At 37.3% G+C, this 21,006-nt stretch carries 21 protein-coding genes; 7 read left to right on the forward strand and 14 right to left on the reverse strand.

Going from position 1 to position 21,006, the window contains the following annotated elements; all coding sequences use genetic code 11:
- Positions 1-64: 64 nt before the first annotated feature.
- Positions 65-1,054 (forward strand): potassium channel family protein, encoded by a 990-nt coding sequence (locus FACI_RS04535; RefSeq protein WP_009886953.1) that lies wholly within the window; start codon positions 65-67, stop codon positions 1,052-1,054.
- Here the strand turns inward: FACI_RS04535 and FACI_RS04540 are convergent, their stop codons facing one another.
- Positions 1,055-3,289, reverse strand: a complete 2,235-nt coding sequence (locus FACI_RS04540) for a CDC48 family AAA ATPase (protein ID WP_009886954.1) — start codon at positions 3,287-3,289, stop codon at positions 1,055-1,057. It lies immediately after the preceding gene.
- A 615-nt stretch (positions 3,290-3,904) separates the two neighbouring features.
- Positions 3,905-4,780 carry a hypothetical protein gene (locus tag FACI_RS04550; protein WP_009886956.1) on the reverse strand — a complete coding sequence of 292 codons (876 nt, stop codon included), beginning with the start codon at positions 4,778-4,780 and terminating at the stop codon, positions 3,905-3,907.
- Positions 4,781-5,002: 222 nt separating this feature from the next.
- On the opposite strand from FACI_RS04550, the gene FACI_RS04555 reads away from it, so the two are divergent.
- Positions 5,003-5,914, forward strand: coding sequence for a homoserine kinase (locus FACI_RS04555; protein WP_048074171.1), 912 nt, complete (start codon positions 5,003-5,005; stop codon positions 5,912-5,914).
- Positions 5,904-6,992, forward strand: coding sequence for an aminotransferase class V-fold PLP-dependent enzyme (locus tag FACI_RS04560; protein ID WP_009886958.1), 1,089 nt, complete (start codon positions 5,904-5,906; stop codon positions 6,990-6,992). Before FACI_RS04555 ends, FACI_RS04560 begins: the two co-directional genes overlap by 11 nt.
- Here FACI_RS04560 and FACI_RS04565 read toward each other — a convergent pair.
- Positions 6,982-7,578 carry a mevalonate-3-phosphate 5-kinase gene (locus FACI_RS04565; protein WP_009886959.1) on the reverse strand — a complete coding sequence of 199 codons (597 nt, stop codon included), beginning with the start codon at positions 7,576-7,578 and terminating at the stop codon, positions 6,982-6,984. The two genes, FACI_RS04560 and FACI_RS04565, sit on opposite strands and share 11 nt — an antisense overlap.
- Positions 7,579-7,726: 148 nt before the next feature.
- Between FACI_RS04565 and FACI_RS04570 the strand changes: the two genes are divergently transcribed.
- Both FACI_RS04570 and FACI_RS04575 read left to right on the forward strand, forming a co-directional pair.
- Positions 7,727-8,350, forward strand: coding sequence for a superoxide dismutase (locus FACI_RS04570; RefSeq protein ID WP_019841539.1), 624 nt, complete (start codon positions 7,727-7,729; stop codon positions 8,348-8,350).
- Between the two features lie 15 nt (positions 8,351-8,365).
- Complete coding sequence (locus FACI_RS04575) at positions 8,366-8,995, forward strand: N-glycosylase/DNA lyase (RefSeq protein ID WP_009886961.1); 630 nt, start codon at positions 8,366-8,368, stop codon at positions 8,993-8,995.
- A gap of 3 nt (positions 8,996-8,998) precedes the next feature.
- Here FACI_RS04575 and FACI_RS04580 read toward each other — a convergent pair whose 3' ends face one another.
- Positions 8,999-10,420, reverse strand: coding sequence for a rhodanese-like domain-containing protein (locus FACI_RS04580; protein ID WP_009886962.1), 1,422 nt, complete (start codon positions 10,418-10,420; stop codon positions 8,999-9,001).
- Positions 10,421-10,505: 85 nt separating this feature from the next.
- Here FACI_RS04580 and FACI_RS04585 point away from each other — a divergent pair, with 85 nt between their 5' ends.
- Positions 10,506-11,060 (forward strand): NADPH-dependent FMN reductase, encoded by a 555-nt coding sequence (locus FACI_RS04585; protein ID WP_009886963.1) that lies wholly within the window; start codon positions 10,506-10,508, stop codon positions 11,058-11,060.
- Positions 11,061-11,111: 51 nt separating this feature from the next.
- A complete protein-coding gene (locus FACI_RS04590; protein WP_009886964.1) occupies positions 11,112-11,402 on the forward strand; it encodes an MTH1187 family thiamine-binding protein in 291 nt (96 codons plus the stop codon).
- 5 nt (positions 11,403-11,407) lie between these two features.
- Here the strand turns inward: FACI_RS04590 and FACI_RS04595 are convergent, their stop codons facing one another.
- The 10 genes from FACI_RS04595 to FACI_RS04640 form a co-directional block, all read right to left on the reverse strand.
- A complete protein-coding gene (locus FACI_RS04595; protein WP_009886965.1) occupies positions 11,408-12,583 on the reverse strand; it encodes a mandelate racemase/muconate lactonizing enzyme family protein in 1,176 nt (391 codons plus the stop codon).
- 46 nt (positions 12,584-12,629) lie between these two features.
- Positions 12,630-14,558: a V-type ATP synthase subunit I gene (locus tag FACI_RS04600; protein ID WP_019841540.1), complete on the reverse strand. Its 1,929-nt coding sequence runs from the start codon at positions 14,556-14,558 to the stop codon at positions 12,630-12,632.
- Between the two features lie 4 nt (positions 14,559-14,562).
- A complete protein-coding gene (locus FACI_RS04605) occupies positions 14,563-14,886 on the reverse strand; it encodes a V-type ATP synthase subunit H (protein WP_009886967.1) in 324 nt (107 codons plus the stop codon).
- A gap of 136 nt (positions 14,887-15,022) precedes the next feature.
- Positions 15,023-15,661 (reverse strand): V-type ATP synthase subunit D, encoded by a 639-nt coding sequence (locus tag FACI_RS04610; protein WP_019841541.1) that lies wholly within the window; start codon positions 15,659-15,661, stop codon positions 15,023-15,025.
- Positions 15,661-17,037, reverse strand: a complete 1,377-nt coding sequence (locus tag FACI_RS04615) for a V-type ATP synthase subunit B (protein ID WP_009886970.1) — start codon at positions 17,035-17,037, stop codon at positions 15,661-15,663. Before FACI_RS04615 ends, FACI_RS04610 begins: the two co-directional genes overlap by 1 nt.
- Positions 17,030-18,799, reverse strand: coding sequence for a V-type ATP synthase subunit A (locus FACI_RS04620; RefSeq protein ID WP_009886971.1), 1,770 nt, complete (start codon positions 18,797-18,799; stop codon positions 17,030-17,032). Before FACI_RS04620 ends, FACI_RS04615 begins: the two co-directional genes overlap by 8 nt.
- A complete protein-coding gene (locus tag FACI_RS04625; RefSeq protein ID WP_009886972.1) occupies positions 18,800-19,108 on the reverse strand; it encodes a V-type ATP synthase subunit F in 309 nt (102 codons plus the stop codon).
- On the reverse strand, positions 19,109-20,170 hold the full coding sequence (locus tag FACI_RS04630) for a V-type ATPase subunit (RefSeq protein WP_009886973.1): 1,062 nt from the start codon (positions 20,168-20,170) through the stop codon (positions 19,109-19,111).
- Positions 20,170-20,739, reverse strand: coding sequence for a V-type ATP synthase subunit E family protein (locus FACI_RS04635; protein WP_009886974.1), 570 nt, complete (start codon positions 20,737-20,739; stop codon positions 20,170-20,172). The genes FACI_RS04630 and FACI_RS04635 overlap by 1 nt, the downstream gene beginning before the upstream one ends.
- A 12-nt stretch (positions 20,740-20,751) precedes the next feature.
- Positions 20,752-20,979, reverse strand: a complete 228-nt coding sequence (locus FACI_RS04640; protein ID WP_009886975.1) for an ATPase — start codon at positions 20,977-20,979, stop codon at positions 20,752-20,754.
- Positions 20,980-21,006: the final 27 nt, after the last annotated feature.

Consider the following 21,006-nt stretch of genomic DNA (forward strand, 5'->3'; position numbering starts at 1 on the left):
ATCAAAGTGATATATAGCACATCGATTGTCTAAAAAAATAAATATTCAATTACCATAAAAGATAGTGAATCCGTTTTTCCTCTTTTTCAAAAAATTCAGGAAATACTCCAGAAATCATGTGATAAAAGCTTCTATTCTAACAATAGCGGTGATAGTATATTCTGTATTCAGTGAGTTTTTTATTGAGGATTCGATTGTTTCCAGTGGAATTCATTCTTTATTTTCAAGCCTCTGGTGGACAATGCAGACAATAACGACTGTTGGATATGGGGACACTCCTGTTTATGGCCTTGCAGGGAGAGCAAATGGCATGCTTATAATGGTAATCGGGATAGGTTCACTGGGTTATCTGATGGCAGGATTGACAAGCATGTTAATAGATATCAGATTATCTTCAAAATTAGGTGAGAGAATGGCTGCTGAAAAGAAACACATAGTGCTATGCAACTATAATGAAAGTACAAAAAAAGTGCTTGATAAAATAAAATATGATGGCATTGACATTGTTATACTCAATGAAAATGAGGTTAAAGGCGATAATGAATACACGTACATTAAAGGCAGTTTTCTCCGGGAAAATGATCTTATAAGGGCAGGAATAAAAAAGGCCTCATCGGTAATAATTTTTTCAAGGTCCGAGGATAAGGAACAGATGGCAATGGATGCTGAAAGCATATTATCTGCAATGATAATAAGGAAACTTAACCCGGAAATTAGAATTATAGGTGAAATTTTGAACCCCGACAGCCGTGAACACGCATCAAGTTTTATGGATGATATAATAATAAAAGGCGATGTATCATCAATGCTTATCTATTCTTCCATAATGATTCCGGGAATTCCGGAGTTTATCAATGACCTCTTAATGTCCAATAGCATTTCCGAGGAAGATATAGATAAAAAATATGCCAGCAACACATACCGTGAATTTATAAGCAATATGGAAAAGGAAAACCGTATCGTTCTTGCATTCAGAAAGCAGGATAAAATATACTTAAGGGAAAATTCAGATAAAAAAATAGATGTTGATAGTTATATATTTATAAAAAATTGATTACTGGTATAAGCCCAGATCCTCTGTTTTCTTCTTCTCGCTTATATCCCTTCCCATAGTCGCTGCAAGGTCGCTATAGAACTTAGTAACGTTCTTGTCTATGGATGGGCGTATAGTTTTCATGGCTTTTATAAATGCATCCTGATTGACCTCGGTTGCTTCAGGGTTGTTACGGTATGCCATCATTCCGGCTTCCCTGCAGAGATTTTCCAGGTCAGCCCCAACGTATCCGTCAGTTTTTCTGGCAATATCCTTGAGATCAACATCTTTCGCAAGGGGCATTTTCCTTGTGTGGACTTCCAGTATCTTTAAACGGCCTTCCTCTTCAGGCGGCGGTATGTATATGATTTTATCAAATCTACCTGCCCTTAGCAATGCAGGGTCAATTATATCAGGCCTGTTTGTAGCGGCTATAACCACCACCCCTTTCAGTACCTCAATGCCATCCATCGAAGTCAACAGCTGGTTAACAATACGTTCTGTAACCCCTGAATCCATGGATGTCCCCCTTCTGGGTGCAATTGAATCTATTTCATCCATAAATATGATTGCAGGTGATACCTGTTTTGCCTTCTTGAATATTTCACGGACAGCCTTTTCACTATCACCAACCCACTTGGAGAGAACTTCCGGGCCTTTCACGGAGATAAAATTGGCGTTGCTTTCATTAGCCACTGCCTTGGCAAGCAGGGTTTTTCCGGTACCTGGTGGGCCATAAAGCAAGAATCCTTTTGGTGCCCTGATTCCCAGCCTGCTAAATACGTCTGGATTTAAAAGTGGCAGTTCCACAGCTTCACGGAGTTCTGATTTCAGGGCTTCGAGTCCACCAATATCGTTCCATTTTATATTTGGAACTTCGACTGTTACTTCCCTGAGGCTGCTGGGTTCAATTGTTTTGAGTGCTTCCATGAAATCGTCCTCTGTAACAATCATTTTCTCCAGTACCTCAGTGGGTATTGGCTTATCCAGATCAATTTCAGGCAAATACCTCCTGAGTGCATTCATAGCAGATTCCCTTGTTAAAGCCGCCAGATCTGCCCCAACAAAACCGTATGTAATGTCTGCTATTCTGCTGAAGAATTCACTTTCCTTCTCATCATCCATGCCAAGGGGCATTCCCCTGGTGTGTATTGTAAGGATTTCCATTCTGCCCTTTTTATCAGGAACTCCGATAACAATTTCACGGTCAAACCTTCCTGGCCTTCTAAGAGCAGGGTCAACAGCGTCTAACCTGTTTGTTGCGCCGATAACTATAACATGACCTCTGTCCTTCAATCCATCCATCAGGGTAAGAAGCTGGGCTACCACTCTCCTTTCTACTTCGCCCTGCACATCTTCCCTTTTCGGGGCTATGGAATCTATTTCATCTATGAATATTATAGATGGCTCGGATTCGTCTGCCTTCTGGAATATCTCACGGAGTTTCTGTTCACTCTGCCCATAATACTTGCTCATAATTTCAGGGCCATTGATAGCAAAGAAATTTGCACCACTTTCGTTTGCAACAGCCTTTGCTATAAGGGTTTTCCCGGTACCTGGTGGACCATTAAGCAGGACTCCCTTGGGCGGTGTTATGCCCAGCCTTTCAAAAAGCTCCGGGTGTTTCAGTGGAAGCTCAATTATTTCCCTTATTTTGCCTAGCTGGTCAGAAAGGCCCCCTATATCCTCATAACTTACCTTTGTCACTTCTTCAAGGACTTCAGAAGCTGGATCTTCCCTGATTTCAACACGTGTTTCTTCACTGACTTCCACCGGTATCTTGCTTGGAATTGTTTTGATTACCTTAAATAGCAAACCTGTGTGCCCTGCTAATGTTAATCCAGGGACGCTTATGCTATCCTGTTCTATCAAAGGCCTCCTTATAAGGGCTTTCTGGACAAAATCATCTATGCCTTCCCCGAACCTTAATTTCTGGTCTTTTCTTATTATGGGTGCGAGTACCACTTTCTTTGCTTCCTCAACTTCTACCTTTTTTACCTTTACCTTGTCTCCGATAGAAGCGCCGCAGTTATTTCTCATTACACTATCTATTCTAACAATGCCCTTGTTTTCGTCCTCTGGCCTGGATCTGAATACTCTCCCCACAGTAGACCGTACCTTTTCAATAGCGACAACGTCGCCTATTTCAACGTCAAGATCTAATCTGGAAATTTCATCAAGCCTAACCCTGGCCATGCCGGGATCGGTTGCATTTGCCTCAGCTATCCTGAGTAATATACCATCATTTGGTTTCATAAACCCTTATTTACTAAATAGTATTTTAAAATATTGATATTGTATAATTTTATGTTATGAAACTAATACAGACTGCTTCTTTTATAAATTGGAAGTTTTTGAGTTTATGGATTTATGAATAATATAGAAAAATGTAGTAATCTGGATTTAAAATACTGGAAAATCGATTATAGATACCTAATTTGAATCATTTAAACAGGAAAAAATGGAGTACAACATATACATACACAACAAAATATATTATTAATGATAAAAAAATGTAAATATTGATTTTGTGTGCTTTTTTTATATATAATTTTGGATTAAGTTTCTTCTTGCTTAAATGCCCTACCAGGATAAAATTATCAACTAATCCAATTTCTAATAAACTTGTGAATGCAAAATAAATATAAAAAAACAATGTATTTTCTGTTAGTATTACAAATGAAATGGAATTTGTTATAAAAGCTATAGAGATAACCAGAATTATGTGGGTCAATTCTTTTAAATTTTTAAATACAACTATATTTTCCTGAATTCCAGTGTTTTTCTTTATAACATTCTTAACCTTAAAGCTTCTTTCTAAAAAAACAATGACAGAAATCATAAAAATAGCCAGTAATAAATAATTAAGGATTACCATGGTGGTTCCTCATTTGGATTCCATACTCCTGTATGTGGGGCGTATCCCGATAAAGGTGGATATTTTGCAGAATCCCCAAATGCAATAGATACTGGGATATAAATACCGCTGCTGCCAGAATCAGCTGTACCGGTAAATGCACCCTCTTCCCCATAAATACCAACATCATAGAAATTATACCATTTTGTACCCCAGCTTGCACCGAGATCAAAATACACAGTCGGGTCATGATTCTCAGAGGCGTATGCATCTATAGCTATATAGTCCAGTGCTAAAGCTGCAACTATTGGTGCCAGAAGTCCTGGCAAAACAATTGATGCAGCCGCGCTTCCATAATAAACTGCACCTTCAAGTGACCCGACCTCGCCTGAAACAACCTCTCCAAAAACGGCTATTATTGTAGCATCACTGGCTCCTGATATTACAGGCAGTTTAGTAACGTATAAGGCTGCTTCATGATTTTTAGGAAATTTATAATATATATTTGAACAATCACCAGGAACTTTATTTATTTTATTGTTTGGGATAATAGTCATATTAAGATATATCCTGTTCCCTGATTCAAATACAGATACGTTGCCGAATTTTCCATGTTCTGTTATATGCTGGTTATTACCTGTATTATTGGTCACAGAGAACGCCATATTCATATAAATACGATTGCTTAACATGTTGACACTGTCATTATATTTTACTACATTAATCTGTTTGCCGTTTAAATTGCTGGCGTGCGGTTGTGCCGAGATATCAGAAGTAACGACATTAACACGCTGGTCGGTATTATTTGTTGCATTTGTTACCGGCGCAAAGGATACCATCACAAATATTGCTGCAATTAGTACACCTATTATTAACTTCTTTTTATTCATAATAAGATTAACATTCCAATATATATATATATATTTAGATAATAATATTAATAAATAATTTAGTAGATAAATTTATACATGTATCCCGCTTGCTGTTCAAGCTTGCAATGTAACAGAATTTTTACATTAATTATTTCTACGCCTGTGTATTTCATCGTTCAATATTACCTGCAATAATATTACATTAAATAACTAATTTATTTTATGAATGAATCGTATTATATGGAAGTTACAAAAAAGAGTTATTCTTCTTCAGCCAATCTCGGTCCGGGCTATGATATATTGTCCTTAGGGCATAAAGCATTCTTTGATTCTGTCACGGTAAAGCACAATAATAGCAATGGTGTAAAGATTATTTCAAATTCTACCCCGGAAGAGCCGGATAAGAATACAGCAGGATTAAGCATCCTAAAAATTATGGAAGATAAGGGCATTAAAACTGGACTGGACATAACAATAAAAAAGGGTGTCCCAATTGGCCTCGGCCTGGGGAGCAGCGGAGCTTCATCCTCTGCAGCTGTAAGGTCTGTAAATGAACTCCTGGATCTTGGCATGGGCAAAGATGAAATGGTCTATTATTCAATGTATGGAGAGATAGCCGCATGCGGTTCAGCCCACCCGGACAATGTATCTTCCGGGATTTATGGAGGGCTTACACTAATAAGTTCCACATCTCCTGTAAAAGTAAAAAAAATTGATATTAATTACAATTTTAACCTGGTACTTGTAATACCTGATATCAGTATGAAAAATAAAACCCGGTATGCAAGGTCAATTGTGCCCCAATCGATAAAAATGGAAGAACATATAGTTCATACATCCAGAATATCTACAATGCTTTACGGGTTTATGAAAGGGGACCGTGATGCTATAAGGGAAGGGATGAATGATGATATTGTTGAGCGGTCCAGGGAAGCCATGTTTCCATTTTACAGGGATATAAAGGAAAAAGTTATCAACAGAAATGCTGTTTCTGCCTGCATAAGCGGAGCAGGGCCTACAATGTTAATATTTGCAGATGATAAAACCAGAAAGGACGAGATGCTTGGTGATATAAAAAATGTCATGGGATCATATAATACAGATTATAGTATCCGTGAAACAGGTATTCTGGAGGGATTAGATGACCAGTAACAGAGCCTATGCAGCACCACTTACTTATCCCATTTACCAAACCAGTTCGTATATAGTTCCTGAGGGCCAAAAATACAGGTACAGCAGGGAGTATAATCCAACCGTTGAAAATCTTGGCATTAAGATAAAGGAAATGGAAGGAGCTGAAGATTACAATGTTTTCTCTTCGGGCATGGGAGCTATTACTACGACGTTATTATCATTATCAAAGCCTGGAGATAGAATATTAACACACCTGGACACATTTGCAAGGTCCTATCATTTTATCAGGGATTTTATGGGAAAGTGGGGAATCAAGCCGGATATTGCCAATCCGGGTACGGAGAATATTATTAATGGAATAAAAAAAGGTACAGGAATAGTGTTTATTGAAAGCGTAACCAATCCTATATTAAGGGTGAACGATATAAGCACCATATCTGAGAAATGCCATGATGTTGGAGCCATACTTGTTGTTGATTCCACAGTTCCGACTCCATATAACGTAAAATCTTTAAAATTAGGGGCAGATATAGTTGTCCACAGTTCATCCAAATTTATTGCAGGGCATAATAACGTAATATCAGGGCTTGCAGCAGGAAGAAATGATTTAATGGAGAAAATTGATGCCATGAGAAGAACGCTCGGAACATCCCTTGACCCTAACTCCGCATTTCTGACAGAAAATGGAATGAAAACACTTGAAATAAGAATGGAAAAGATAAATTCTAATGCTATGGAAATAGCTGCAGAACTTCAAAAAAACCCCGAAATATCCAGGGTAATATATCCAGGGCTACCTGAACATCCTGATCATGAAATAGCCAAAAAATATATGAAAGGTTATTCCGGCATAGTCTGCTTTAAGGTGAAAACCGATCCTGAAAAATTTATAGGAAAACTGGAGAAAATAGTTCCGGCAAACACCATGGGAGGGACAGAAACAGTGATATCGACACCTGCTTCAATGTCACACAGGTCTTTAACTTCAGAAGAATTGAATGTTCTGGGTGTGGATTCAACATTTATGAGGCTTTCCGTGGGAATAGAAGACCCGGATGAAATAGTAAGGGATATTAACAGGGCCCTTAATGATTAATCTGCCCTTTTATGTAATTTATTAATGTGTTTTTTGTAATAGGAAAATCAGTATTATCAACAATGAAAACATCATCCCCGCAGTGATCCATAGAATACTTTTCTATTACACTGTATACTGGCAATTGCTCAACAAGCCGTTCTCCAGGTGAGTTAAAGTGTGTGTAGTCTATTCTCTCTTTAAGCCTGTTGCCATGCAAAGATTTGTCCGGAATATGTATATAAATCATAATTATTTTATTCCTAATATCACTGGCAATCATTTCCGGATTAAAATATAATGTTTCAAGTATTAGCGGCTCTCCGTTATCTATTGACCGGCGCAAAACTGCATTTATTCCTTTATACATAAATTCTGACTGGTTAAGATATCCTTTTATTATATTTTCCTCATTCTTTTCTCCATATATCCTGTAAGCATTATAGACGCTTTCTCCCATTGCCGGGTTATCTGCGTAAGGCCTCAAAAATTCCCTGAGATAATCGCCTGAAAGTATTATATTTATATTAAATTCCCTGCTTATAAAACCAGATAAGCTTGTTTTTCCAACACCGGGAATGCCGCCAATCAATATAACCGGAATCATACAGGGCAATTATAAATATATTATTAATTCTTTTCAGCATTTCATCCAGAATTATCATTTCTTTTCTGTATGTGTATATTAATCATATTCTAAGCTATTACAACTGCAATAAATTTTTAAATGATAAGTTTATATCAATATGATAATTATGGCGACAGAAACTTGGGAAGTAAAGGAAAATGCAAAACCTAGAGGATTAGACGGCATATCAGATAAACAGATAGACTACCACTTTGATGTCCATTATAAGGGATATGTATCAAAGCTCAATGAAATATGGTCAAAGTTGCCAGATGTTGACCTTACAAAGGCAAACCAGAATTACAGTGACCTTAGAGAAATGAAACTGGAAGAAACCTTCAACTACGATGGATCAATGCTTCATGAGTACTATTTCGAATCCTTAAGCAAGGATCATGTTGCAATGCCTGAATCAGTAAAGGCACAGATAGAGAAGGATTTTGGAAGCTATGAGAAATTCGTGGCACTGTTCAAAGCAACAGGAACTGCATTCAGGGGATGGGCACATCTTGTGTTTGACCTTAACTGTGGAAAACTTAGGGTTCTCGGTGCCGATATACATAATGCATCTGCAATATGGAATGCATTGATGATACTGCCACTTGATGTTTACGAACATGCATACTATACAGATTACGGAGCAAAGAGAGCACCATATCTTGACGCATTCATGAACAATGTCAACTGGAAGGTTGTTGAGAAAAGGCTTGACAGGGCAAAGAGAACATACGAAGCTTTTAAGAAGGATTAAATATTTTTTATTTTTATGATTAAAAACGATGAGTTGTCCATTAAGATAATGGAATCCAAACTATTATACAGTAAAAAGATAAATGAAAGGGTCATAGATTTTATAAATATGGGAAAATCACGCAATGATTCACTCTTCATGGAATTGTGCTTCTGCATACTTACAGCAAATACATCTGCTGAAATGGGCATCAGGACCCAGAGAATGATTATGGATGGGTTTATAGAATATAGCATGGAACAGTTAAGTGAAGAACTTAAAAAGGCTAAATATAGATTTTATAACAAAAGGGCTGGATATATTATAAATGCAAGATTTATCCGTAAAAATATAAAAAAATTAATCTCTTCCATGGAACATTTCACACTCAGGGAATATCTGGTAAATAATGTCAAGGGTCTCGGGTACAAAGAGGCTTCGCATTTCCTGAGAAATATAGGGATATTTGATTTTGCTATTCTGGACAAGCATATTTTGCAACTTTTATTTGATTATGGATATACTAAGGATATGAAATTGAATTCAAGGGCAGACTATCTGGAAAAGGAAAAAATATTTAATTCCATAGCCAGTGACTACAATATACAGCCAGGAATAATGGATTTATATTTATGGCAAATTGCAACAGGAAAAATATTGAAATGAGCCTTAATTTTTGATAGCATCCATTTTTTTTATGTCCTTTTCAGTTGAATAAAATGAATTGTATCCGTGGGATCTCATAATTGATGCTGCATAAGCACTGTTAAGCCCCTTTTTGCAATAGAAAAAGTAATTTTTATCAGGATTTCCTGATTCAGCCAGCGAATCTATGGAACTTACAGGCATATTCATTGCCCCGGGAACGTGCCATAGATCAAAATCCTTATTATCTCTGAGGTCTATAATTATGCTGTTTTCCGGTATCGTATCACTTTTACTGTTATTTATTGAATTGATATAATCATCAATTTCCTCTTTCTTTATTTTTATTATTTCGTGTAATATTTCCTTTAAAGGAAATTTCTCAACCTCTGGCTTCAAATCTCTATAAGCTGTATTTATTCCCGGGTTTTTTGAAAATAATGAGCAGAATTCACCTATGGATTCGTCCATATACAGTCCCTTCCTTTTTGAATAGTTTATTGTTTCTTCCTTGTCAAAGCCTATTAATGGGCGGAATACCGGAGTATTGATATCGTAGGAAAGTGATTTGAGGTTTTTTGGAATCTGGGATGAAACCTGTCCTATAGATTCTCCTGTCACAATGGCATCATAATCATTTTCCTGGCAAAGCTCCTCTGCATATGAATAAAGAAGCTTTTTGAAGATGAGGTTTGCATATTTCTGTTCGGGATTTCGCAGAATTCCGGTTATCAACGATGTCCCGTCCAGTATGTATATATTGCTGTTATACCCGTAAGAATACCGGAATAAAAGGTTTCTTGCTGCCTTAAGCATGTACAGTGTATCTGAGGGGTGCGCCAGGGAGCAGAAAAGCAGGTCTGTTGCCATGCCACGCTTCATAACCATAAATGTAGCCACAGGAGAGTCGATGCCTCCAGAAAACAGTGAAATTGCTTTCCCTTCGGATTTCAATGGCAATCCTCCCGGGCCTTCCATCTTTTCCGTAAATGTGTAGAAATTTTTGTCCCGTACTTCGATATATATGGGCGCTTCCGGGCTTTCCAGGTTTACACCGGAAGAATTATCGTATAACTTATTTCCAATGGCAATTTCCAGGTCCTTAGATGTAAAATTATGCGTTCCCTTTCTGGTTACCCTTACAGCAAAAGTTTTATTTTTTACGTAGCTATAATAGTTTTCAACGCAGCGTGTTACTATATCTTCAATGGTGTTGAATGTATACTCATTAGCCCTGGAAAATGATTTAACACCGAAAATATCTGGCAGAATATTCATTAATTCCGGGCTATCTGAATATAAATAAATCCTTCCATCACTCTTTTTGTATTTCAGGCCAGAATCCTCCGGCAATGATGATATAATGTTTTCAATAAGGAGTTTTTCCATATTCCTCCTCGTTTTATTTCCCTTAAGGCCTATCTCTGAATACCTTACAATGAACATTGTTATTGTATATTTATTAGCTATTTATGCGTTGCTTTAAAAAAGTATAGCTAAAATATTTAACATATAAAGATATTTAAGCAGCATGGAAACAATAAAAATAGCAGGATTTGGAGGTAGCTTGAGGAAAGAGTCATACTCCAGGTATTTGCTTGAGAACGCCGTTGGATTAATGCCTGAGAATTCCAAACTTGAACTACTGGACATAAAGAATTTTCCTTTAATGAACCAGGATGAGGAGAACAATTACCCGGAAAATGTAAAAAAATTTAAGAGGCAGATTAAGGAATCTGATGGAGTTTTGATGGTTACTCCAGAATACAATTACTCAATTCCCGGATATTTAAAAAATGTTTTAGATGTTGCTTCGAGGCCATATGGTGATAATCCATTCAATGGAAAGCCTGTAGCCATTATGAGTTCATCAATAGGCATGCTTGGCGGTTCAAGGGCACAGTACCACCTCCGCCAGGTTTGTGTATTCCTTGATATGATTCCTGTAAATACACCGGAAGTTTTTCTAACATTTGCACAGGATAAATTCGATGAAAAAGGCAAGCTTAAGGATGAGATGACAGCCAAATTTGCCGGGCAGTTGCTCCAGAACCTTGTAAATCTAGCCAGGCAGCTAAAAAAATAATTTTTTAAAATAAAATAATATATTTTTATATTCTTTCAGTATCATAGTTCCATGATAATAGCAGATGTAACATTTTATCCAATTGGAAAAGGAGTTTCTGTGGGCGATACTATAGAGAAGGTTGTTAGCCGGTTAAAGAATAATAATTCAATTAAATGCTATCCAAATAGCATGGCCACGGTTATAGAATGCAACAATATTGATATTTTAATGGATGCGGTAAAGGATGCTGAAAAGTTTATTGAAAATATGGGTTTTCCCAGGGTGGAGACCATATTAAGAATTGATAGCAGAACCGATGTAGAAAACTCAGTTGAAAGAAAAATGAAATATGTCAGCTAAAAAAATTATGGCTTAAAAGTACCGGAGACTACCCATGGCGGTTCTGTACCAAGCGGCTCCATCCCTGATACTTTGCTATTTTCCAGAAGTTTTTCGTTTACCTCAATGCCAAGCCCTGGTTTCCCTGATAATGCCATTGTACAGTTTTCCACAGAATATCCTGTGAAAAGGTTCTTTTTCCATGATGGCCATGATTCTTCAAAACTTTCCTGTATTAAGAAATTTGGAAGGGTGTAATCAACATTTAACGTTGCCGCCGTCTGCACCGGGCCGAAGGCATTGTGGTATGCTACGGAAATTCCGAATGATTCTGCAATTGCACCGATTTTTTTTGCCTCCAGAATGCCTTTGGAATTGGTTAAATCCGGTTGTATAACATCCACCATTCCATCGGAAATGTACCTGGCAAAATCTTCCTTGTTAAGCAGCCTTTCACCAAGTGCCACCGGAATATCTACCCTGGCCCTGAATTCTGGCAGGAACCTTTCAAGTTCAGGATGTATTGGCTCCTCTATAAACAGCGGGTTATATTCCTCCAGTGCTTTTCCTGCCATTATGGCATATTTTGGAGAAAACCTTCCGTGGCATTCAATTAATAAATCTACACCTTCACCGAGGCTTGATCTCATCTGTGCCACTATTTCCTGTGCTTTTTTTACCCCATCCACGGTTATTTTATCATAGTTGCTTCCGAATGGGTCGAATTTAAATGCACTATATCCACGTGAGACAAGGGATTTTGCCTTTGAAACAAAATCTTCGGGAGAAACACAATCAGAATACCATCCATTGGCGTATCCCCTGATTTTTTCGTTAAATCTGCCACCCAGCAAATTATAGATTGGTGACCCGAGGTTTTTCCCTATCAGGTCCCATGATGCAATCTCAAATGCGCTCAATGCTGCTGTTTCCTCAACGGATTTCGCTACGTAAAAGGCATTTCTATAGTAATCCCTTAGATTTTTTTCTATATCAAAATAATTCTTGCCCTGGAATACCCTGGCAACCTCATTCATGCTTTCTTTCACAGGAAGTGTCATCATCGTGGTAGGCGCTTCGCCGAAGCCAACCCTTCCATCAGAGGATGTGAGTTTCAGTATAAGTATTGTAGAGCTCCATGGAGACGACTTTTCTTCAGGAGACCCAAGTTCGTATATTTCAATGTTTTTTATAGTTTCCATGCATAATCAATTATATAATACATATTAATTTTTGGATGGAGAAAAATTATTTTTTGTCGAATTTCTTCAGGGTAAAACGCCTGTTGCTCCCGAATGGTGAAAACGGCTTTCCATTTCCAAAATAAAATTTAGAGAAGAATTCCACGTATAGAAGCCTTGCGCCCTGTATGCCTGGCTCAAATACAGCTATTATTAGATTGAACAGCTGCCCTACAACCAGCACCACAACACCGATTATTATAAAATAAAATGGGTCAGATAATGTTGCCCTGAATACGGTATCTATGACAAGGGCCAGGACAACAGATGCCAGGAGTATCCCTACAATCCTTGTGTATGAAAGTATGTGTGAAATAATTGATGGAATTTCCATAAGGCTAAGTGTGCCTTCGAAAACAACTACGGTTATAAAGCCAACTATGAGCATTACATAGCCAATAAGTGAGGATGTTTCCAGGGGGCTAAGGCTGACCCTGTGTATTAGATTAAGGCCGAGTATTGCAAAGGCCCATGCCATCAGTATCCACCCGACTTTAGCCACTGCGGCTTTTCTGTGATTTATGTACGCATTGTTAATTATTCCAAGGACGAAGCCGAATGTGACAAAAGCAAGCCCGATATAACCGGAAATCATCAGCAATTCTCCAATATGTATGACCGGCACTGGAGTGGAACTGAGCCTGAATGGCACCGGATATATGGTAAATCCAAAGAATTCATTGAATACTATACCAAATATTATTGCGATTATTGAAGATGGTATAAGTGCTTTTGCGAGTGTTTTTAAAGAATTCTTTCCCATTATCATAAGAATAAATCCGGATAATTTTTTTGGTATATGGCTCTTTGCCGGTGGGTGGTCAACCCTGTGTATTATAAACAGTGATATCAGGAGGATAACAAGGCCGTACCCTGCGTCACCAACCATTAAACCGAAAAATACAGGGAAAACAAGGGCAAATATCATTGTCGGATCAAATTCATACTCCTCTGGCAATGAATAGAATCTTATGAAAAATTCGAATATTTTAAAATGCTTTGGATTCGAGAGTTTTGTTGGAGGGTCTTCCTTTGTTTCTATCTTCTGGATAAACATTGTGTTATTTGAATCTTCATTAAGCACTGAAGAAACTTTTTCATATTCAGATTCGGGAATCCATCCCTCGAGAGCAAAAGCATTTTCAGAAAAAGCAATATTGCTTAAAATTTCTTCTTCTTTCACATATATTTCAAGCTGTTCTGTTATCTGTGCCACAGGTTCATAATATTTATCTGACAATGCATTAAGGGATGATTTTATTCCCTCTATTGCGTTTGAAGCTTCATTAATGGTGTTATGGATTAATTCTATATTTTCCTTTACGGTCCCGTTCAATTCCGGGATCTTCATCATATCATAGGTTTTTGATGAAAGTATGGAAAGAAATTCTGGTTCGTTTTTTCTATTTATTGTAACGGTTGAATAGCCATTATTTAAATTGATGAATGTTGCATAATCTGTTTTGAGACTTTCAGTTTCATCTGACGATTTAATTATAAAACTTTCAACGTAATCATTATTTAATATTGATAAATCTTCACCAAAGCCCGATAATAACTCCAGTGGTTTTAAGGTAATCTTATTTTCCTGGATCTTTGCTGTAAGTTTCTCTTCATCATCTTTGAGTTTGTTTAATTCGCCGGCTATGTATATTTTTGATATATCTTCCAGGACTTCCTCCGGAGAACTGTAGTATTTTTTATGTTTAACTTCCCTCTGTGGAAGTATTGAAAGAAATCCCTTGAACCGTGATAGATTTTCAGATAAAACCTTGTAATTGGCGTTGGAGCCCTGGGTGTTGAATACCTTTGCAACCTCAGGTTCTGCATTCTCTATCTGTATAACATTTAGATCATGCATATCATCTACTATTTTATTTTTATACGTATTCAGGCCAATAATCCTGATTTTTGTCATCTTCACGGGCTTTAGCATTTTATCACATTTTAGTAATATATTCCAGAATAAGATTATACACTTTCTCTTCAAGCTTTCTGTTAGATATGTCAACTTTCATTACATTTGATCTGGCTCTCTGGGTATCAAGTGCATCAGCCATTTTCCTGCTTTCTGATTTCTTTATTTCCTCTATGGCTTTATTGTAATCATTTATTATTTGATTTTCCAGGTTTTTTGCCTTTTCATTGCATTCAGCTATTTGCTGGTTTAACTGTTTTTCCATTTCCTCCTTTAGCTCTGCTATGGAACGTTTTTTTGCTTCTTCTTTGTTTTTAATTACCTTCAATTCATCTATTTCTGTCATTTAATTATCACCATTATCAGTATTGCAATAAATGCTATTGCAAGCAGGATATTTATTATCCGTATGATCTTTCTTATCCTTTTGAATTTTTCAACATTGCCCATATATTCCCTTTGAATATATAATAGGGCCAAACCTATTTATTATTTTCTCCAGTTGAAACTACATGGCTTTTTACAAATTTCAGGGTTGCAAATGAATCCCTTTCCAATTCGTCCAGATGCTCCCTGATGATTTTATAGTTGTTGTTAAACCTTGGAATCATTATATTTTCTATTGCATTGGATCTCCTGTTTGTCTTGTCTATTTCATTTAACAATTTGCGCATTGATGATTCTTTCTGGGAAACTTCCAGAAGCTCTTTGAATATTTTATTAAAGAGTGTAATTGCATCATAGATTGACACAGGAACAGAATTTGCAAGATATGAATCGTCAATTATCTTTTTTCCTGCCTGGGCTGACATTTCAGGAATTGTAACACCCATTATATTTTTCCCGCCTATTTTAATTTCTGGCGAAGAAAACATGTATGAAATTCTTTCGATTTCAAGAGTTCCATCTATTATCTCTGCCACTTTAATTGCATTCAACCCTTTTTCTATATCATTTTTGATGTTTTCTCTAAGCCCTCTGACCTCATTGCTAATTTTAAAGAATTCCATTACCAGGGATTGTCTTTTCATTTTCAGGAGTTCGAGTCCTCTAGAAGCTACTTTTATCCGTTTTTTCGTATTTATAAGTTCTATTCTGGTAAGTCTTACAGTATTTGCCATTATTCCTCCCATTTCCCGTATTTTGGTATATATGCGGATTTTACCTTTTTCATTTCTTCTTTAGGCAAAATTGAAAGCAGGTCCCATCCAAGATTCAAAGTTTCTTCTATGGAACGGTCAGTATCTCCCTGGTTTACGTATTTGCTTTCAAAATCCTCTGCAAATTGAAGGTACTTTTTATCTGATACACTCAAAGCTTCTTCGCCAACAATCTCACTTAATGCTCTGGCGTCTTTTCCCTTTGCATATGAGGAATATAGCTGATCGGCCAGGCCTCTGTGGTCTTCCCTGGTATGGTCAGACCCTATACCCTGGTTCATGAGCCGTGATAAGGATAAAAGGACATCTACCTCTGGATATATATCCTTCCTGCTAAGGTCTCTTGATAGTGTTATCTGCCCTTCAGTTATATATCCTGTAAGGTCAGGCACCGGGTTTGTTATATCATCCCCTGGCATTGTAAGAATAGGTATCTGTGTGATTGAGCCGTTCCTTCCCTTTATTTTTCCTGCCCTTTCATATATTGTACTTAAATCGGTATACATATAGCCAGGATATCCACGCCTTCCAGGGATTTCCTCCCTTGAAGATGATATTTCACGGAGTGCTTCACAGTAATTTGTCATATCTGTGAGGATAACCAGCATGTTCATATCTTTCTCATATGCCAGGTATTCTGCAGTTGTTAATGCAACACGGGGCAGTATTATCCTGTCCATGGATGGATCTGATGCCAGATTCAGGAATATTACGGATTCTGACAGTGCGCCTGACGACTCAAATTGCTTCATGAAATAGTTTGCTTCCTCACTTGTTATTCCAATAGCGCCAAATACAACACCAAATTTTTCTCCGCCTTTCAGGGTTTTTGCCTGCTTCGCTATCTGTGTCGCCAGCCTGTTATGGGATAATCCTGCTCCAGAGAATATTGGAAGCTTTTGTCCCATAACAAGTGTATTCATTCCATCTATGGTTGATATTCCCGTTTCTATGAATTCACTTGGCTCTTCACGTGAATATGGATTGATTGCAGCACCTGTGATATCTACCTTATCCTTTGAATAAATCTTCGGGCCATTGTCTACCGGTTCACCGAATCCATTGAATATTCTGCCAAGCATATCATCAGATACTGGAAGCTTGAATGTGCTTCCTGTGAACGATACCCCGGTACTCTTTGGGCTCATGCTGGTAGTTGAACCGAACACCTGGACAACCGCAACGCCGTTCCTGGTTTCAAGTACCTGGCCTTTAACACGCTCTCCGTTATCCAGTATTATGCTAACAATTTCATTATACGATGCATTTTTCACGTCGTCCACAAATAGAAGTGGACCATTTATCTGTGAAATTGACCTGTAAATAATATCAGACACTTTCAACACCCTCCATTATATTATCATATTCATTATTTATTTCCTTTATCACGTCATTGTAGAATTTCTCAAAGTCGTTTTCTGGAATTTCTTTCATTCTTGATATTTTCATCCTCACAGGAAGTGTTGCAGTCTGGGTTAACTTCAATCCAGAAGCTATGGATTTTTCCTGCATTTCATTAAGTGTTTTAATAATTGTAAGCATTTCATACTGTTTCTTTATTGAACAGTATGTATCTGTATCATCAAAGGCATTCTGCTGGAGAAAATCTTCCCTGATAATCTTTGCAATGTCCAGAACGTTTTTCTGATTCTCTGGCAATGAGTCATATCCCACCAGCTGCACAATTTCCTGTAACTCTGATTCTTTCTGGAGTATACCCATCATGAGTGAATGCATCTGTGGCCATTCAGGGTTCACGTTTGATTTAAACCACCCGGAAAGGGAGTCCAGGTAAAGCGAATAGCTGTTAAGCCAGTTAATTGAAGGAAAATGCCTTCTGGATGCAAGTGAGGCGTCAAGAGCCCAGAATGCCCTTGTAACTCTCAAGGTATTCTGCACAACCGGGTCTGAAAGGTCTCCACCTGGAGGCGATACTGCTCCTATAAGGGTTATAGAGCCTGTCCTTTCATCCTGTGCTATTATCTGGGCATTTCCAGATCTTTCATAAAATTCAGATATTCTCCTTCCCAGATAGGCAGGATATCCTTCTTCACCTGGCATTTCTTCCAATCTTCCAGATATTTCCCTCAGTGCCTCTGCCCACCTGCTTGTTGAATCTGCCATAAGAGCTACGTCATAACCCATATCCCTGTAATATTCAGCTATGGTAACTCCTGTATAAATACTGGCTTCCCTTGCTGCCACAGGCATATTGGAAGTATTTGCAATAAGTATTGTTTTTTCCATGAGTGGTTTTCCGCTCTTGGGATCTTGCAGTTCAGGGAATGTTGAAAGTATTTCAGTCATCTCATTTCCCCTTTCCCCGCAGCCAACATAAACGGTTATATCTGCATCAGACCATTTGGACAGCTGGTGCTGTATTACTGTCTTTCCGCTCCCGAATGGGCCCGGAACTGCTACAGTGCCGCCCTTAGCAACAGGGAAGAATGAATCTATTACCCTCTGGCCTGTGATTAATGGTATTTCAGGTGCAAATTTAAGAAATACCTTTCTTGCCTGCCTGACAGGCCATATCTGCTTCAATTTTATATCATATTTGGAAGTTCCAGTGTCGATCATACATACAGTATCAGATACTTTGAATTTTCCTTTGCTTATGCTTTTTATTATGCCACGAATGCCATACGGAACCATAATTTTATGGGTTATTATATTAGTTTCCTGAACTGTGCCAAGTATATATCCCTGCTCAACTTCATCCCCTTCCTTTAACAGTGGAACGAAATCCCATTCTTTCTTTTCATCCAGTGGAGGTGCTGTTGCCCCCCTTACTATAAAATCACCTGTTTCTGATTGAATTATATCAAGAGGCCTCTGTATTCCATCATATATGGATTTAAGCAGGCCCGGGCCAAGTTCGACAGAGAGGGGTTTGCCTGTTGAATATACAGGTTCGCCTGGTTTGAGCCCGCTGGTATCTTCATAAACCTGGATTGTAAATTTATCTCCAACTATTTTTATAACTTCACCTACGAGGCCCATTTCACCAACCCGTACCACATCAAACATTTTGCCATCAAGGTCTGTTGCTATTACTACCGGTCCAGATATACTATATATACTTCCTTTATTTTCCATTTAATCACCAATATCAATGCCCAAAATTTTTTTTGCCAGATCGTATACCGATTCCTCTTCTTTTATTCCTGGCAGGGGAATAAATATTACAAGCGGGCTAATAGACCCTGCGTATAAGTTTATTTCATCGGGGGTCATATACTTTTCAAATGATTGTGAAACCATAATCACATTATATTTCTTTGAATTGAACAATTCTTTTACAATGGATTTCCCATTTTCAGGGTCTGCAGTAAATGTATCGTTGATTCCTACTAATTTAAAGCCTGCTACAAGTTCCCTTTCCCCTATCAAACAAAGATCGTACATTTAAATCAGCATCCTCTCTATTGTATTATTATCAAGCTTATATGACTTGCCTATTATTATTGTCCTGAGATTATCACGTTCTCTTTCTGCATAGAGGATATATGCAAAAATAAAGAGAGATGCTGTGTCCCTGATCATTACCGGGACGAATTCATGGAATAATGACTTTCTCATGCCTATCTCAAACTGGCTCAGATTTTTATTTTCTTTATAGTAATCCAGAGCTTCATCTATGTTAAAATGCTTAAAAAGTGAAAGCAGCTCAATAACACTTCCAGACCTGAAAGTATCAGAAAGTGCTGTTCTGGAAAAATTGCCATTATCTATAATACTGTTTTCTATTTTTTCAAATGGAACGTTGAGCTCAATTGCCTTTGCCAGTGTAAGAATATTCTTTAAATCCACTAGGGTTTTTACATATTTAATAATCTGCCCTTCATCCCCATTATAGAACAATGCGGTTTTAATAAGGTCATTATAATAACGGTAATCCATAGCTGATAGGAGGGATGATGTATCTCCTGTCTTCTTGTATTCTTCCAGCTCTTTCAGCAGATAATTAAAACCGTAATTAAGAAGGTAATTAATCACAGAATCCACATCGTTTTTTTCCATTATAGCCCTGAAATCATCTCGCTTCAGGTTTCCTGCATATATTCCCATAGGGATATCCCTGAAACTCATTATGAAACTGTCATTATATTTTATATCGTGGTGTATAACTTTAGAAGTAATAATCGCCTTTATACTTTCTATATCCCATTTCGATACATATGATTTCATAAACGATTTTATCTGGGGCGGGACTGCGAACAGTGCTATTTTAGCATTGTTTATCACATGCCGGTTAATTGCTGTAATCAGAATATCCACATCATCATTGCTTATTGTTGTAGCTTTATCTATATCATCGCGGTATGATGTCTCATATAATTTCAACCTTATATCTTTAATATCAAGTTCAAGAAGTGATTTTACAAAACTATCGCTAAGATAATCATTGAAATGTATCTTTAACCTTCCATAACTTCCTGAATATGTAGTGTTAATTGGAACCACCATTATTTAATATTTTCATATAGATATGTTTCTACATCGTATGAAATTTCATCAAAAATACTGCTTAAGCGCATATCTACTTCTTTTTTCCCATCTGCACTGACCGCTATAATTCCAGATTTTATTGATTTGTCTATAATAAATTTAATTGAATCCGGGAATTTAAAACCCTGAAGTTTCTCGTTTTCCATTTCATCACAGTATACGGTGAACTTATTCCCAAGTTCTTTTTTCGATTCATTAACCATAGCTTTTAGCAATTCAGGGTAATTGGAAGATTTGTTAAGTGATGTGACATAGGACCTTAGTTTTTGCATAGTGTTAACCAGTATTTCCTTTTTTTTGTCATCAATGATTTTTTTTGACTGCAATCTAATATTGTCCTCGTACTGCTTTATTATATTCTTAACATCATTATCAGATTTTACAGCATAGTAATTCTTAATCCTGGATATTTTATCATTGCAGGATTTTATAATAGCCTCTATTTTGGCAGAATACTCATCTCTTATGGCTTTGAGCTCTGCCTGGGTCGTATTATCTATCTCATTTAATATATTTTCAAGTGACATAAAAAATCTTTCTTATATTACGTGCAACAGTAATATAATTCCCAGAACAAAACCAATAATCCACAGGGTTTCCGGTATTACAAAGAAAAACAATACCTGACCAAATTTTTCTGGTTTTTCTGCAATTATACCCATTCCAGCAGCTCCGATACCCTGTTGAGCCATTCCAGTTCCAATCAATCCGCCGGCAATGGCAATTGAAGCTGCCAAAGCCAATATAGCATCCGGTGTAGTAATCATAAATATCCTTAATTCCCCATTGAAATA

Origin of the sequence: Ferroplasma acidarmanus Fer1 (assembly GCF_000152265.2) — an archaeon.
Lineage (GTDB): Archaea > Thermoplasmatota > Thermoplasmata > Thermoplasmatales > Thermoplasmataceae > Ferroplasma > Ferroplasma acidiphilum.

Bases quoted from the DNA above. Each gene is read 5' to 3' on its own strand.
- FACI_RS04540 (WP_009886954.1), bottom strand. From the start codon at position 3,289: ATGAAACCAAATGATGGTATATTACTCAGGATAGCTGAGGCAAATGCA.
- FACI_RS04550 (WP_009886956.1), bottom strand. From the start codon at position 4,780: ATGAATAAAAAGAAGTTAATAATAGGTGTACTAATTGCAGCAATATTT.
- FACI_RS04555 (WP_048074171.1), top strand. From the start codon at position 5,003: ATGGAAGTTACAAAAAAGAGTTATTCTTCTTCAGCCAATCTCGGTCCG.
- FACI_RS04560 (WP_009886958.1), top strand. From the start codon at position 5,904: ATGACCAGTAACAGAGCCTATGCAGCACCACTTACTTATCCCATTTAC.
- FACI_RS04565 (WP_009886959.1), bottom strand. From the start codon at position 7,578: ATGATTCCGGTTATATTGATTGGCGGCATTCCCGGTGTTGGAAAAACA.
- FACI_RS04570 (WP_019841539.1), top strand. From the start codon at position 7,727: ATGGCGACAGAAACTTGGGAAGTAAAGGAAAATGCAAAACCTAGAGGA.
- FACI_RS04575 (WP_009886961.1), top strand. From the start codon at position 8,366: ATGATTAAAAACGATGAGTTGTCCATTAAGATAATGGAATCCAAACTA.
- FACI_RS04580 (WP_009886962.1), bottom strand. From the start codon at position 10,420: ATGTTCATTGTAAGGTATTCAGAGATAGGCCTTAAGGGAAATAAAACG.
- FACI_RS04585 (WP_009886963.1), top strand. From the start codon at position 10,506: ATGGAAACAATAAAAATAGCAGGATTTGGAGGTAGCTTGAGGAAAGAG.
- FACI_RS04590 (WP_009886964.1), top strand. From the start codon at position 11,112: ATGATAATAGCAGATGTAACATTTTATCCAATTGGAAAAGGAGTTTCT.
- FACI_RS04595 (WP_009886965.1), bottom strand. From the start codon at position 12,583: ATGGAAACTATAAAAAACATTGAAATATACGAACTTGGGTCTCCTGAA.
- FACI_RS04600 (WP_019841540.1), bottom strand. From the start codon at position 14,558: ATGCTAAAGCCCGTGAAGATGACAAAAATCAGGATTATTGGCCTGAAT.
- FACI_RS04605 (WP_009886967.1), bottom strand. From the start codon at position 14,886: ATGACAGAAATAGATGAATTGAAGGTAATTAAAAACAAAGAAGAAGCA.
- FACI_RS04610 (WP_019841541.1), bottom strand. From the start codon at position 15,661: ATGGCAAATACTGTAAGACTTACCAGAATAGAACTTATAAATACGAAA.
- FACI_RS04620 (WP_009886971.1), bottom strand. From the start codon at position 18,799: ATGGAAAATAAAGGAAGTATATATAGTATATCTGGACCGGTAGTAATA.
- FACI_RS04625 (WP_009886972.1), bottom strand. From the start codon at position 19,108: ATGTACGATCTTTGTTTGATAGGGGAAAGGGAACTTGTAGCAGGCTTT.
- FACI_RS04630 (WP_009886973.1), bottom strand. From the start codon at position 20,170: ATGGTGGTTCCAATTAACACTACATATTCAGGAAGTTATGGAAGGTTA.
- FACI_RS04635 (WP_009886974.1), bottom strand. From the start codon at position 20,739: ATGTCACTTGAAAATATATTAAATGAGATAGATAATACGACCCAGGCA.
- FACI_RS04640 (WP_009886975.1), bottom strand. From the start codon at position 20,979: ATGATTACTACACCGGATGCTATATTGGCTTTGGCAGCTTCAATTGCC.